Below are 14158 nucleotides of genomic sequence, written 5' to 3' on the forward strand. Positions count from 1 at the left end.
GGTTCCGGCACGCGGTTCCCGCTTACCGTGCTCCGCAGGACACGCCCTACCGTGGGCGCACGGACGTTCTGTCGCGGTGGCGGCGGTCACGAGCGGGGTGATGGCGGGGGTCTTCTTCGCGTTCTCGGTGTTCGTGATGCGCGCGCTGACCGCCCTGCCGCCCGCGCAGGGGGGTGGCGGCGATGCGGTCGATCAACCGGGTGATCAGCACCCCGCTGTTCCTGCTGCTGTTCCTCGGCACCGGGGTGGCCGGGGTGGTCCTCGCGGTCGCCGGGCCGCTTCCCGGCTTGTCGGGGGCGCGGTCTACGTGCTCGGCGTGCTGCTGGTCACCTTCGCGCGCAACGTGCCGTGGAACAACGAACTCGACGCCTTGGCGCCGGAGTCCGCGGCCGAGTACTGGCGCGGCTATCTGCGGCGGTGGACCGCGTGGAACCACATGCGGACCCTCGCGGCCACCGCGGCCTCGGCCGCGTTCGTCACCGCGTGAAAGCGGTCTTTCCGGGGCGGCGGAATACGGCACGGCGACCATCCGGGCCGGACGGTTCATTACCAGTGAACGGCCCCCCGCCGCCCAGCCGAGTCAGTCCTGATCCGCGCGCGGCGAGGGCAGGGCCCGGGCCGCCCGCGAGCGCTTGCAGATTTCCTCGACCAACGTGTCATTGGCGTCGTGGTCATTCGCATCGGCATTGGCCAGAAAGAACCGCATAAGCGCCTCTGCCGCATCCGCCCGGTCGACGATCACGGGATCGACCACCGGCTTTAAGGACCCGTTCTCGCGCATTTCCCACCCCCGGGCTTCGCCTGTCGCCGAGCGGCCCGGTCGCCGGGCCACCCTTCCATAGTGCCGTGTGACCGCCGCAAGGCAATCACGATCGGGTGAACATGATCGCACGCTTTCGTGACTCAAGGTTCACATCGGCCCATCTCCCCGAGAGAGATCACCCAAACGGTCGAGGGATTCTCGATTACGCGCTACCAGCAGTGCAACTTGCAGTTTGGAAGGGAGAAATCGGCCTGCACCATGCTCTATCCATTCGGACATTTGAATCTTGGTGTTACTTGAATCGATCGAATCGAGTTCCAACCGGACTCGGGCCGCGCCCAGCGGCCAGGCTTTGGCGTCGAGTTCGAGCGACTCCCCCGGCCGCGCCGCGCGCACGACGGTGACGTCCTCGATCGTGAGCGGCCACGGCGCCACGCTGTGGTGGATGCTGGCACCCGGAGCGGGCCATCCGGCGTCCACAGCGCGGATATGGGCGGCGCCGACGACCCAACTCGCGTAACTCCACCCGTTGGCCAAGACGGCCCACACCCGCTCACGCGGAGCGTCGATCACCTTCGTCACCGTCGCCATGGCTTCTCCCGTTCGCTCGGCGGACGGCCGAGCAATACCCGCGAAAGCCACGACCCAACCGGCGCGTCGCACGGCGCGGGGCTTGCTGGAACTTGCGGAAAGATGGCCGAAAATTGCCGAAGACACGGCGAGCACCGTCGGCCCACCAAGGTCAACGCATGATCGCGTGCCCGGCAGGGCCCCAGGGTGGGAATCTTGACTGCAAAACCTTTCGGCAAGGTATCACCGCTGCTAGCGTCGGGCGACACGGCAGGCGGCCGGACGCAGGCACGGCAGCGACAGCACACTCCAGGGAGCGCCATGACGCAGAACGGCCGCGGCGGCTGGTGGCAGGACGCCGTCATCTACCAAATCTACGTGCGTAGCTTCGCCGACGCCGACGGCGACGGGATCGGCGACCTGCCGGGCATCCGCGCCCGCCTCCCGCACCTGGCCGACCTCGGCGTGGACGCCCTGTGGATCACCCCGTTCTACCCGTCGCCGATGGCCGACGGCGGCTACGACGTGGCCGACTACCGCGACATCGATCCACTCTTCGGCACCCTCGACGACGCCCGCGCGCTGCTGGCGGACGCGCATCGGTTGGGGCTCAAGGTGATCGTGGACATCGTCCCGAACCACTCCTCGTCCGCGCACCGCTGGTTCGGCGCGGCGCTGGCCGCAGGGCCCGGCTCGCCCGAGCGCAACCGCTACGTCTTCCGCCCCGGCCGCGGCGTCGCGGGCGAGTTGCCGCCGAACGACTGGGAGTCGGTCTTCGGCGGCGGCGCGTGGACCCGACTGCCCGACGGCGACTGGTACCTGCACCTGTTCGACAGCACTCAGCCCGACCTCAACTGGGAGAACCCGGAGGTGCGCGAGGAGTTCGACAGCGTGCTGCGGTTCTGGCTGGACCTGGGCGTCGACGGGTTCCGGGTGGACGTCGCGCATGGAATGGTCAAACAGGACGGCCTGCCCGACGTCGGCACGACCGGGCAGCACGCGCTGCTCGACACCCGGCCGCTGCCCTACTTCGACCAGGACGGCGTGCACGAGATCTACCGCGAGTGGCGCAAGATCCTCGACACCTACGAGCCCCCGCGCATCGCCGTCGCCGAGGCGTGGACAGCCAGCGCCGAACGCACCGCGCGCTACCTGCGCTCGGACGAGTTGCACCAGGCGTTCAACTTCCATTACCTCACCACCGAATGGGACCCGGTCGCGCTGCGGGAGGTCATCGCCGACTCGCTGGCCGCGATGGAGCCGGTGCCCGCGCCCGCGACCTGGGTGCTGTCCAACCACGACGTCCAGCGGCACGTGACCCGCTACGGCGATGGGGAAACCGGGCGGCGCCGGGCGCGCGCGGCGATCCTGCTGATGCTGGCGCTGCCCGGCTCGGCCTACCTGTACCAGGGCGAGGAACTGGGCTTGGCCGAAGTGCTCGACCTGCCGGACGAGGTGCTGCAGGACCCGATCTGGGAGCGGTCGCTGCGCACCGAGCGCGGCCGCGACGGCTGCCGGGTGCCGATCCCGTGGTCGGCGCGGGGAAGCGCGCTCGGCTTCGGGCCGGACGGGTCGACGCCGTGGCTGCCGCAGCCAGCGGACTGGGCGGCGCTCTCGGTCGAGGCGCAGACCGGCGACCCCGAATCCATGGTGGAGCTGTACCGGTCGGCGCTGCGGCACCGGCGCGCGCACCCCGCGCTCGGCGCGGGCCGCGCGGTGCACTGGCACGACGACGAGCCCACGCTGCTGCGGTTCGACCGGGTCGACCCGGCCACCGGACGCGGGTTCTCCTGCGCGGTAAACTTCGGCGCCGCGCCCGCGCGGCTTCCCGTCCCCGACAATGTGCTGCTCGCCTCGGGTCCCTGGGCCGCGGACAGCGCCGACCTGCTGCTGCCGACGGACACCGCGGTGTGGTGGGAGGAGTGACATGGCGCAAACCCCGGCGCCGGGCGCGACGGCCCGGCTCAGTGACATCGCCACCCAGGCCGGGGTAAGCGAGGCGACCGTCAGCCGGGTCCTCAACGGCAAAGCAGGCGTGTCCACCACGACCCGCCAGACCGTCCTGGCGGCACTGGACCTGCTCGGCTACGAGCGGCCCGCCCGACTGCAGGCGCGCAGCGCCGGGCTGATCGGGCTGATCACCCCGGAGCTGAGCAACCCGATCTTTCCCGCTTTCGCGCAGGTGATCGAGCAGGTTCTCACCCGCGACGGGTACACGCCGGTGCTGTGCACGCAGAGCCCCGGTGGGTCCACAGAGGACGAATTGACCAACACGCTGGTCGACCGCGGTGTCAACGGGATCATCTACGTTTCCGGGATGCACGCTGACTCGACCGCGGACATGGACCGGTATGTGAAGCTGGCCGGGCGCGGGGTGCCGTTCGTGATGATCAACGGCTATACCGAGCGGGTGTCGGCGCCGTTCGTGTCGACCGATGATCGGTCTGCGATGCGGCTCGCGGTGCGGCATCTGGTGGAACTGGGGCACGAGCGCATCGGGCTGGCGGTCGGGCCGCGCCGGTATGTGCCGGTGGTGCGCAAGATCGAGGGCTTCGTGCAGCACATGCGGACTGCGTTCCCCTTCTCGGCCGAAGAGGCCGAACAGTTGGTGCGGCATTCGCTGTTCACTGTGGAGGGTGGCCAGGCTGCGGCGAACGCGTTGATTGACAAGGGATGCACGGCGATCATCTGCGGGAACGATCTGATGGCGTTCGGCGCGATCCGGGCGGCTCGGCATCGCGGGCTGGCGGTTCCTCGTGATGTCTCAGTGGTCGGCTTCGACGACTCTCCGCTGATCGTTTTCGCTGATCCGCCGTTGACCACACTGCGGCAGCCGGTCGAAGCCATGGGGCAGGCCGCGGTGAACGCGCTGCTGGAAGAGGTCACGGGGAATCCGGCACCGCACGCGGAGTACGTCTTCATGCCGGAACTCGTCGTCCGGGGGTCTACGGCTTCTGCGCGGTAGCTTGCGGGGTGGGGTGGTTCCCGGGCTTTCGTGGGGCGGCTCGGCGGGCGCTTGTTGGCCTGGCAGGAGGGCAGGTTCGCTGCTCGGTCCCATCGAGCACCTGGCAGTTTGTTTGGGTGCGGTTGGCAGAACGTGCCTCAGACCAGGCGGTCGCCGGTCTGGGGGTGGAACAGGTGCAGTTCCTCTGGGTTGCGCACGGTCACGGTGATGGTCTGGCCGAGAGTGGGCGGGGTGCGTCCATCCACGCGCAAGACGAGTCGGTCGCCGCTCTCACCTGCGACAGAGCCGTGCACCAGGGCGTCCGCGCCTAGTTCCTCTACCAGTTCCACCACTACGCCGAAGCCGTCTGGGGTGTCGGCGGGGACCAGGGTCAGGGACTCCGGGCGGACGCCCAAGGTCACCTCGGCCAACCCGGAACCGTGGACAGCGGCAGCGGACTCGCGCGGCAGGGGGATGTCCAAACCACCCAGGCGGATCTTGTCCCCCTCGACTGCCGCCGCGTGCAGGTTCATCGCCGGGGAGCCGATGAAGCCCGCGACGAAGGCGTTGGCTGGGCGGTCGTAGAGGGCGCGTGGGGTGTCGCACTGCTGCAGGATGCCGTCCTTGAGGACGGCCACGCGGTGGCCCATGGTCATTGCCTCGACCTGGTCGTGGGTCACGTAGATGGTGGTGGTGCCCAGCCTTCGTTGGAGGGCGGCGATGTTGGCTCGGGTCTCAACGCGGAGCTTGGCGTCGAGGTTCGACAGGGGCTCGTCCATGAGGAACACCGCTGGGTCGCGGACGATCGCCCGGCCCATGGCCACGCGCTGGCGCTGGCCGCCGGAGAGGGCCTTGGGTTTGCGGGCCAGGTACTTCTCCAGGTCGAGCAGCTTGGCCGCCTCGGCCACCTTCTCGGCGATGGTGGCCTTCGGCAGGCCCTGCAACTTCAGCGCGAAGCCCATGTTCTGGGCGACGGTCATGTGCGGGTACAGCGCGTAGGACTGGAACACCATGGCGATGTCGCGGCCCTTGGGGGGCACATGCGTGACGTCGCGGTCGCCGATGCGGATCGTGCCCTCGTCCACGTCCTCCAGGCCCGCGAGCATCCGCAGGGCCGTGGACTTGCCCGACCCGGACGGGCCGACCAGGACCAGGAACTCGCCGTCCTCGACGGCCAGGTCGAGGCGGTCGACCGCACGGACCGGCGGTGAGCCCGCGTAGACCCTGGACGCGCTGTCGAAACTGACCTGGGCCATGGCCACATCCTTACGCCGTCGGGACTTCGGTCACCGCTGCACTTCTGTCACCGCTGTGTGCCGTTGGGGCAACAGGATGCCCCATGGAACCGGGGCGCACCAGAGGCCTTGCAAGGGTTGCAGCAATTTCATGACGGAGGTGTCACGATCGTGGTCTCGAAACGGTAACGACGACGGCAGCGCCGTTCCCTTGTCGGCGACTTGCGTGAACAGTCCGCTTAGCACTGAGCCGGTCAGGCCCGCCACCGAATAAGCGGGGCGGTACCTGTTTCGATCTCTGGAGGCGTCGTGGTCACGCAAGGTCGCGTCAAACGAGCCGTAGCGGTGGCGGCAGCCCTCGCCTTGGGCGTCAGCGCGTGCGGTTCGGAAACCGAATCGCCTGGACAATCCACCGCTCCACCCGCGTTAGATGGCGTCGGGCCGATCACGCTGGTCACCGGCAAGGACACGTCGGGGAACCTGCAGAACCAGCTCGACGGGTGGAACGCCGCGCACCCCGACCAGAAGGTGACGCTGATCGAGTTGCCGGAGGACGCCGACGCGCAGCGGCAGCAGATGGTGCAGAACGCGCAGACCGGCTCCGACACGTACACCGTGCTGAACCTGGATGTGGTCTGGACGGCGGAGTTCGCGGCCAACCAGTGGGTGACGCAGCTGCCGGAGTCGGAGTTCCCGCTCGACAAGCTGCTGCCCGCCACGGTGGAGACAGCCAAGTACTTCAAGCGCCTCTACGGCATCCCGGTCGCCTCCGACGGCGGTCTTCTGTACTACCGCAAGGACTTGCTCGACGCCGCGGGCGTGCAGCCGCCGACCACCTGGGCCGAACTGGACGCGGCGTGCGCGAAGATCGTCCCAGCCAACCCAGGGCTTTCCTGCTACGCCGGGCAGTTCGAGAAGTACGAGGGCCTGACGGTCAACTTCTCCGAGGCGGTCAACTCCGCGGGCGGCGAGGTCGTCGGCGAGGACGGCAAGCCCGTGGTGAACTCCGAGAACGCCAAGAAGGGCCTGGACTTCCTGGTCGAGGGCGTCAAGAGCGGCCGGATTCCGCAGAAGGCCCGCACCTTCAAGGAAGAGGAGGGCCGCCGCGCGTTCCAGGCCGGTGAGCTGCTCTTCCACCGCCAGTGGCCCTACCAGTACGCCGAGGCCAACGCGACCGACGGCTCGTCCGCGGTGGCGGGCAAGTTCGCCGTCGCCCCGCTGCCCGGCCTCGACGGCCTCGGCGCGTCGACCCTGGGCGGGCACAACTACGCGATCAGCTCCTTCGCGAAGAACAAGAAGACGGCCCTGGACTTCATCAAGCACATGGTCGACGAGAAGCAGCAGCGGGAGAACCTGGAGAAGACATCGATCGCGCCGACCTGGGCCTCGCTGTACGACGAGCAGGCCCTGATCGAGAAGTTCCCGTATCTCACCGAGTTGAAGACGTCGATCGAGAAGGCCAAGAAGCGGCCTGCGGTGGTGAAGTACCAGGAGGTCTCCAGCGCCATCCAGGAAGCCGCCTACTCGGCCATGAGCGGCACGACGAGCAGCGCCGACGCGCTGGCCAAACTCCAGACCCGGCTCGAAGAGCTCACCAAGGGCTGAGTCGTCGGGCGGGGTCGCGGCCCACACCGAAGCAGGCCGCGACCCCGCCCACGCCTGGAGGAGGAACACATGGCCACCCTCATCGACGCGCCGATCACCCCGGAACCCCCCGCCAAAGCCCCGGTCGGGCGCAAGGCTGGCGTGGGACGGCTGGCCGCGCTGCTGGTCTCCCCCACCCTGCTCGTGCTCGGGCTGGTGGTCGCCTATCCGATCGTCTCCGCGCTGCGATTGGCCTTCTACCAACGCAACGACGGCGTCGACCCGGAGACGGGACTGCGCCTGACCGGCGACCGGTTCGTGGGCATCGACAACTTCACCGACATGTTCGTCGGCGACGCGGGCGAGCGGTTCCGCAACGCCCTGCTGAACACCACGACGTTCACCATCGTCGCGGTGAGCCTGGAAGTCGTCCTGGGCATCCTGATGGCGCTGGTGATGCACAAGGCGTTCAAGGGCCGCGCGCTCGTGCGCGCCAGCATCCTGGTCCCGTGGGCGGTGCCCACCGCGATCGCGGGCCTGTTGTGGCGCTGGATCTTCCAGGCCGACGGGGTCGCCAACGACCTGCTGCCCGGCGACCCGGTGCTGTGGACCACCGACGGCATCCAGGCCTGGTTCGCGGTGATCATCGCCGACACGTGGAAAACCGCGCCGTTCATCGGATTGCTTGTCCTGGCCGGATTGCAGGTGATCTCCAACGAGGTCTACGAGGCGGCCAAGCTCGACGGCGCCTCGCCGTGGAAGACGTTCTGGTCCATCACCCTGCCGCTGGTGAAGCCGACGCTCATGGTGGCGGTGCTGTTCCGCATCCTCGACACCCTGCGGATGTTCGACCTGCCCTACACGCTGATCGGGCCGGGCAAGAACGCCACCGACACCGTCACCGTCATCGCGTTCGAGGAAGCGGTGAAGTTCGGCAAGTACGGGCCCGCGTCGGCGTACGCGATTTTCCTGTTCCTCTACGTCGCCGTGGTCGCCTTCGTGTTCGTGCGGCTGCTCGGCGCGGACGTCGTGGGAGCCAGGAGCGGGAGGAACCGATGACCGCCACCCAGACCAGCCCAGCCAAGCCCAAGACCCGCGGCCGGTGGTGGTGGGCGCCGTATCTCGGCATCGCCGCCATCGTCGTGTACTGCCTGGCGCCGTTCTACTGGATGCTGGTGTCGAGTCTGCGGCGCACCAACGACATCTTCGACTCGGCGCCGCTCCCGAGCCCGGTGTCGCTGGACTCCTACGGGGCGGCGTTCGCCCCCGGCAACGGGTTCGTGCGCTCCCTGGGGAACAGCTTCTTCGTCGCGGGCACCACGACGGCGCTGGTGCTGATCATCGGCATTCTGACCGCATACGCGTTGGCGCGCTTGGACTTCCGCTTCAAGAACGTCGTGCTCGCGATCATCATCACCACCAGCATGTTCCCCGGCATCTCGCTGCTGGTCCCGCTGCTGGAACTGTTCTCCGGCATCGGCTGGATCAACACCTACCAGGCGATGATCGTGCCCAGCATGAGCTTCGCGCTCCCGCTCGCGGTCTGGAACCTCACCGCGTTCTTCCGGCAGATGCCCCTCGAACTCGAAGAGGCCGCCCAGATCGACGGCTGCACCCCGGCGCAGGCGTTCCGCAAGGTGATCCTCCCGCTGGCCGCCCCCGGCGTGTTCACCACCGCGATCATCACCTTCATCGCGGCATGGAACGAGTTCATCATCGCCCTGTCGGTGGTCAACCAGCGGGAACTCAAGACCGCACCGGTCATCACCAGCCAGTTCACCGGCTCGACGGCGTTCGACTCGCCCTTCGGCACGCAGATGGCCGCGGGCGTCATCGTCACCATTCCCCTGGTGATCCTCGTCCTGCTGTTCCAGCGCCGCATCGTCGCCGGACTCACCGCGGGCGGCGTCAAATAGTGAACCACGTCACATAGCGGGCACTTTCTATGTGCGCGGTCGTTTCCGGCGTGGCTAGCGTCGGAAACGACCGGCTAGTGGGAAGAACCTGAGGGGACGACGTGACGATTCTCGTGACCGGGGCGACCGGAACCGTGGGCGGGGCGGTGGTGGACCAGTTGGTCAGCCGTGGCCGGAAGGTGCGCGCGCTGACCAGGAACCCTGACGGGGCAAGGTTTCCCGACGGCGTGGAGGTGGTGCGCGGCGACTTGGCGCGGCCGAGGGAGTGGGCGGACGCGCTGGCGGGGGTGACCGGGGTCTTCCTGCTCGCCGTATTGGACTCGCAAGAGGCGGCCGTGACGCACGCGAAGTCCTTTATGGAGTGCGCGGTCAGGTCGGGTGTGGGTCGGGTGGTGTTCCTGTCGACCGACGCGGTGACGGTTCGCCGTCCGGGCAGCCACGAGACGCACCTCGCGGTGGAGCGGGTGATCGAGCGGTCCGGGCTTGCCTGGACGCACGTGCGGCCCGGCGAGTTCATGGCGAACAAGCTCGACGTGTGGGCGCCGTCGATCCGGGCAGAAGGCGTGGTGCGTGCCGCCTTCCCGGACGCGGTAGGGGTTCCGGTGCACGAGGCGGATATCGCGGAGGTCGCGGTGACCGCGCTCGTCGACGACGGCCACACGGGCCGGGCGTACTCGATCAGCGGCCCGGAGGCGCTGACGCACCGCGAACAGGCGGCGGCGATCGGCACCGGGCTGGGGCGGGACCTGCGGTTCGAGGCGCAGACCTATGGGCAGGCGCGGGCGGGAATGATCTCGGCCGGGATTCCCGGGGAGATCGCCGAGTACGTCCTGGGATACCAGGCCGAGTACGCGCAAGAGCCGCCGTCGGTGCGCCCGGACTTCGCCGAGGTCCTGGGCAGGCCAGGACGGACGCTGGCGCAATGGGCGGCCGACCACACGGCCGAGTTCGCCGCCTGAGCAAGACTCTCCCTCGTGGACAGCGCTGTTCCCCCGGCTGCCCGACAGCCGGGGGAACAGCGCCACCGATTCAGCTCAGCCGGTCACCGGGGCGTCGAGCAGGATCACCTCCGGGGACGGGACCGCGCACGTGGCGGACGTGGGCGCGGCGCCGTTGAAGCTGAGTTCGGCGGACGCGGTGCCGAGTGAGATCTTCACGTGGTTGGAGCCCGCGTCGGGGGTCCAGGGGCCTGCGGTGAGCGTGGCGCCGTTCGGCGGCAGTTCCACCACCAGGTCCTGGCCTTGGACCAGGGTGGTCTCCGGGATGGGGAATCCGTCGCCGAGGACGTTGGAGATCTTCGGCGAGCCGCCTTCGGCGACCAGGTTGAGTTCCTTCACCCGGCCGGACGCCTTGGTGATGCCCGCTTTCAGCAGCTTGTCCACAGTGGCCGCGGGAATGATGAGGGCACCGGAGGACTCGGTGAACTCAATCGAGCCGGTTCGGGTGACCGAGAGCGGGGTGAACGCGCCGACGGCGATGCCCACGTCGAACGGGGCGTCGAGAACCGTGCAGCGGTACGGGGAGTTGATGATGCCGATCTGGTTGTTGACCGGAATCGGCGGGAAGTTCATCGGCACGTTGTGGTAGGCGAGCGGCGGCAGACCTGCCGGGCCGCCGACGGCCATGGACAGCAGCGCGTTGCCCGCCACTGGCTTGCAGTCCGCCTTCACCTTCATGGTGAAGCCCCAGCTCGCCTTGAGGTTGATCATCACCGAGGCGCTGTTGAACTGGAGGGTGACGATACCGCTGTCGGGCGCGGTGAACGGGCCGATGTCGGGGAACGTGGCGGTCTGGTCGACGGGCAGGCGAACGGTCAGTTCTTTGCCCTGCTCCAGCTTGATGTCCTTGATGGCGATCGGCTTCTCGGTGATGTTGATCTGCGCCGGGCTCGCGTTGGCCGCGCCGATGTTCATCTGGTTCACGACGGCGTCGACCTTGGTGAAGCCGAAAGTGGCGCCGAAGTCGGTGAGCCAGCGCGGGAACGTCATGCTGCCCGAGCCCTGGGTCAGGAAGAACTGCTGCCCGGGACCGAGTTGCGTGGGGGCAACGCCCTGGATGTCGACGTTGAGCGGCAGGTCGAGGACCTTGACTCCGCCGAGGTCGGGCATCGTGATGGCGCAGGTGATCGGCAGGTTGAACCGGCCGGAGTCCGCGCCGATCGGGGGCAGCTCGGCGGGCTTGAGCGCGACAGCGCTGCCCTGCACGGCCAGGGTGAGCACGACGGTGCCGCTCACCGCGGCGGTCAGCGCCGTCAGTGTCCTCCTCAATCGCGAACGACTTCGCTGTCGCGTCGCCTTGTCAGGAACCATTCTTGGCCTCTTCTCACGAGTTTCACCTATTACGCAAACTTGTGCGTACCCGAGAGACAGTACGGTACCCAAAAACCTCATGACAAGAGTCGATTTAATTGTTGCCAACGCGGAACAAATGTATCCAACGAAGTTGTCACGTGATCGCACGCGCCCACCGGGGCGTTCCCCCAGCTTAGGACTGGTTTTCCCACCTCGCCGGGCACACCAGCCCCACCCCAGGCCCCGCGCTTGGCCTCAAGTCACAACGCACGCCTCACCGCCGCAGGCACTTTATCAACGGCGTGCGAAAATTTTTTTCACGATTCGCGGCGGCCTTAGTCGAATGCGGCGAGGACGCGCTCGTGCGCGATTGCCCCGGCGCCGACGCGGTCCAAGCCCAGGCGCACCGCGCCCACGATCGGCGGCCGGTCGGCCACCACCACGCGCGCGAGCGGGACGCGGGCGGCGTAGCCCGCCGCCACCGCGCCCATCAGCGACGGCGATCCCCCGGTCAGCACGCCCCCGCCCAGCACGATCTCGACGGCGGCTCCGGACAGGCCCAGACGGTCCACAATGGAGCAGCCGAGCAGGCACACCTCGTCCGCCAGCCGGGCGACCAGGTTCTCGGCGACCTCGTCGGTCATCTCCAGCAGCGGCCAGGCCAAATCGGCGAGCCTGACCGGATCGATCTCGCCGCGGTGCACCGCCAGGGCCACGTCCACCGCCCGCGCGACGCCGAAGTGCGAGCGCACCAGCGACACCAGCGCGGTCGCGGGCCCGCGGCCGTCCTCGGCGCGCACGGCGTGCCACAGCACCTCCTCCCCCAGGTGCTGCCCGCCGCCCCAGTCCCCGCTGACCCGGCCCAGCGCCGGGAGCCGGGCCATCCGCCCGTCGGGGCCGAGGCCCGCGGCGTTCACGCCCGCGCCGCACACGACCGCGACGCCCCAGCCCGCGCGCGTCCCGGCGCGCAGCAGGGCGAAGGCGTCGTTGCCGACGTCGACGGTGTGCCCGAGGCCCCGGCGCAGGAACTCCTCGCGCACGGCCGACTCCTGCTCCGGCAGGTCCGCGCCCGCGAGGTAGGCCGCGACGTGGTCGGCGAACGGCGGCTCCGAGCCGAGCGCGGCGCGCGCGGTGCGGGCCACCACGTCCACCGCCGCCGCCACCCCGACCGACCGCGGGGCGAACCCCGGCCCCCGGCCGCGGCCGAGCACCGCCCCGTCCTCGCGCACCAGCGCGACATCGGTCTCGCCCGGGCCGCCGTCCACGGCCAGGACCGTCCTCATCGAACCGAGGCCCACGGCAGGTGCGCCTGGTGCACCGCGATGATCCGCGCAGCCAGGTGCTCGGCGACCGACACCTGGCCGATCAGCGGGTGCGCCAGCAGCGCCTCGGTCACCAGGTCCTCGCCGCCGTTGATCGCCGCCCGCACGGCCAGGGTCTCGTACGCCGAGACGTGCCCGATCAGGCCCGCGAGCAGCGGCGGGATCGGCGCGGTCGGCCAGGTCTGCGCGCCGGTGTGGGTGACCGTGGCGGGCACCTCGACGACCGCGGTGTCCGGCAGGAACGCCAGCGTCCCGTTGTTGCGCACGTTCACCACGTGCACGTCCGCGCTGCGCGCGTCGCCGAACAGCGAGGCGAGCAGCGCGGCGGCGGCCTCGGAGTACTGCGCGCCGCCCCGGCTGCCGAGCAGATCCGGCTTCGTGTCCACCGTGGGGTCGGCGTACTGGCGCAGCAGCTCGTCCTCGACGGCGGCGACCACGCTGGCCCGCGACGGCGAGACCTTCTGCTCGGCCACCACGGCGTCGTGCTCGTAGAAGTAGCGCAGATAGTAGGAGGGCACCATGCCGAGCCGTCGCAGCACCGACTCGGGCAGCCCGACGCGCTCGGCGATCGACGGGCCGTGCTCGGCGAGCAACCGGGGCAGCACGTCCTCGCCGCGCACGTAGACCGCGCGCTCCCAGGTCAGGTGGTTGAGGCCGACGTGGTCGAGGGACACCCGCTCGGGTTCGAGGCCGAGCAGGCTCGCGAAGTGCCGCCGCAGGCCGATCGCCACGTCGCACAGGCCGATCGCGCGGTGGCCCGCGTCGAGCAGGGCGCGGGTGACGATGCCGACCGGGTTGGTGAAGTCGATGAACCACGGCCGCGGCGCCACCGAGGCGATCCGCTCGGCCAGGTCGAGCACCACCGGCACGGTGCGCAGGGCGGTGGCCAGCCCGCCCGCGCCCACGGACTCCTGCCCGACGCACCCGCACTCCAGCGGCACGGTCTCGTCCTGGTGGCGCGCGGTCTGCCCGCCGACGCGCAACTGGATCAGCACCGCGTCCGCGCCCGCGGCGCCCAGCTCGACCTCGGTGCTGGTGGTGACCCTGGCGGAATGCCCCGCTCGGCGCAAGATCCGGCGCGAGACACCCGCCACCAGGTCCAGCCTGCGTTCGTCCGGGTCGATCAACACGACCTCGGTGAGCGGCAGGTCGGCGCGCAGCCGCGCCAGGCCGTCGATCAGGTTCGGAGTGTAGGTGGAGCCGCCGCCGACGACCGCGAGTTTCACTAGCGCCTCCCGAGGTGGAGCCCGGCCTGCGTGCGGCGGGCACTGCCACACTTCGTCGTGTCCAGGCGCGGTCCCACGCGGGGAGAATTTTACCTGGCCGGGCAACCCCCACCGCCCGACTGGCGGAGATGCGACACAAGCCTTGAACCAGCGGGGAAAAGCGCGTACAGGACCAACCGCCCCCAGCCCTCCGGCCGACCCGCTTTGGTCCTCAATAGACGCTCCATTGAGGACGCTGGCGGGCGCTCTGTCGCGTGTCGACCCACCCCCGCACTTCGCCGGACGGCACATGATCGAGATCAGCGGG

At 69.4% G+C, this 14158-nt stretch carries 13 protein-coding genes; 7 read left to right on the plus strand and 6 right to left on the minus strand.

The genetic code is table 11. The features are described from left to right. The first annotated feature begins 76 nt into the window (after positions 1–76). Positions 77–487, plus strand: coding sequence for an anthrone oxygenase family protein (locus BLS56_RS24745; RefSeq protein WP_091455482.1), 411 nt, complete (start codon positions 77–79; stop codon positions 485–487). A 93-nt stretch (positions 488–580) separates the two neighbouring features. Here BLS56_RS24745 and BLS56_RS24750 read toward each other — a convergent pair whose 3' ends face one another. Then, positions 581–781, minus strand: coding sequence for a hypothetical protein (locus BLS56_RS24750; protein ID WP_091455484.1), 201 nt, complete (start codon positions 779–781; stop codon positions 581–583). A gap of 129 nt (positions 782–910) precedes the next feature. Continuing rightward, positions 911–1354 carry an SRPBCC family protein gene (locus BLS56_RS24755; protein ID WP_091455487.1) on the minus strand — a complete coding sequence of 148 codons (444 nt, stop codon included), beginning with the start codon at positions 1352–1354 and terminating at the stop codon, positions 911–913. 300 nt (positions 1355–1654) lie between these two features. Between BLS56_RS24755 and BLS56_RS24760 the strand changes: the two genes are divergently transcribed. Together BLS56_RS24760 and BLS56_RS24765 are read left to right on the plus strand one after the other, a co-directional pair. After that, complete coding sequence (locus tag BLS56_RS24760; protein ID WP_091455488.1) at positions 1655–3259, plus strand: glycoside hydrolase family 13 protein; 1605 nt, start codon at positions 1655–1657, stop codon at positions 3257–3259. A 1-nt stretch (position 3260) separates the two neighbouring features. Beyond that, positions 3261–4298 (plus strand): LacI family DNA-binding transcriptional regulator, encoded by a 1038-nt coding sequence (locus BLS56_RS24765; RefSeq protein WP_091455493.1) that lies wholly within the window; start codon positions 3261–3263, stop codon positions 4296–4298. A 137-nt stretch (positions 4299–4435) separates the two neighbouring features. On the opposite strand, the gene BLS56_RS24770 is transcribed toward BLS56_RS24765, so the two are convergent. Continuing rightward, positions 4436–5533 carry an ABC transporter ATP-binding protein gene (locus tag BLS56_RS24770; RefSeq protein WP_091455495.1) on the minus strand — a complete coding sequence of 366 codons (1098 nt, stop codon included), beginning with the start codon at positions 5531–5533 and terminating at the stop codon, positions 4436–4438. 324 nt (positions 5534–5857) lie between these two features. Between BLS56_RS24770 and BLS56_RS24775 the strand changes: the two genes are divergently transcribed. The 4 genes from BLS56_RS24775 to BLS56_RS24790 all read left to right on the plus strand — a co-directional run bounded on the left by BLS56_RS24775 (position 5858) and on the right by BLS56_RS24790 (position 9971). Next, the gene (locus BLS56_RS24775) at positions 5858–7117 is read left to right on the plus strand and encodes an ABC transporter substrate-binding protein (protein ID WP_228771900.1); all 1260 of its coding nucleotides are present in this window, start codon (positions 5858–5860) and stop codon (positions 7115–7117) included. A gap of 69 nt (positions 7118–7186) precedes the next feature. Next, positions 7187–8155, plus strand: coding sequence for a carbohydrate ABC transporter permease (locus BLS56_RS24780; protein ID WP_091455499.1), 969 nt, complete (start codon positions 7187–7189; stop codon positions 8153–8155). Then, a complete protein-coding gene (locus BLS56_RS24785) occupies positions 8152–9012 on the plus strand; it encodes a carbohydrate ABC transporter permease (protein WP_091455502.1) in 861 nt (286 codons plus the stop codon). The genes BLS56_RS24780 and BLS56_RS24785 overlap by 4 nt, the downstream gene beginning before the upstream one ends. A 101-nt stretch (positions 9013–9113) precedes the next feature. Beyond that, positions 9114–9971 (plus strand): NAD(P)H-binding protein, encoded by an 858-nt coding sequence (locus BLS56_RS24790; RefSeq protein WP_091455503.1) that lies wholly within the window; start codon positions 9114–9116, stop codon positions 9969–9971. Between the two features lie 75 nt (positions 9972–10046). Here BLS56_RS24790 and BLS56_RS24795 read toward each other — a convergent pair whose 3' ends face one another. The 3 genes from BLS56_RS24795 to BLS56_RS24805 form a co-directional block, all read right to left on the minus strand. Further along, positions 10047–11279, minus strand: a complete 1233-nt coding sequence (locus BLS56_RS24795; protein ID WP_091455506.1) for a hypothetical protein — start codon at positions 11277–11279, stop codon at positions 10047–10049. A 359-nt stretch (positions 11280–11638) separates the two neighbouring features. Further along, complete coding sequence (locus BLS56_RS24800) at positions 11639–12586, minus strand: N-acetylglucosamine kinase (RefSeq protein WP_091455745.1); 948 nt, start codon at positions 12584–12586, stop codon at positions 11639–11641. Beyond that, positions 12583–13851, minus strand: a complete 1269-nt coding sequence (locus tag BLS56_RS24805; protein WP_091455508.1) for a family 4 glycosyl hydrolase — start codon at positions 13849–13851, stop codon at positions 12583–12585. Before BLS56_RS24805 ends, BLS56_RS24800 begins: the two co-directional genes overlap by 4 nt. Positions 13852–14158: the final 307 nt, after the last annotated feature.

This window comes from Actinokineospora iranica (genome assembly GCF_900101685.1).
GTDB lineage: Bacteria > Actinomycetota > Actinomycetes > Mycobacteriales > Pseudonocardiaceae > Actinokineospora > Actinokineospora iranica.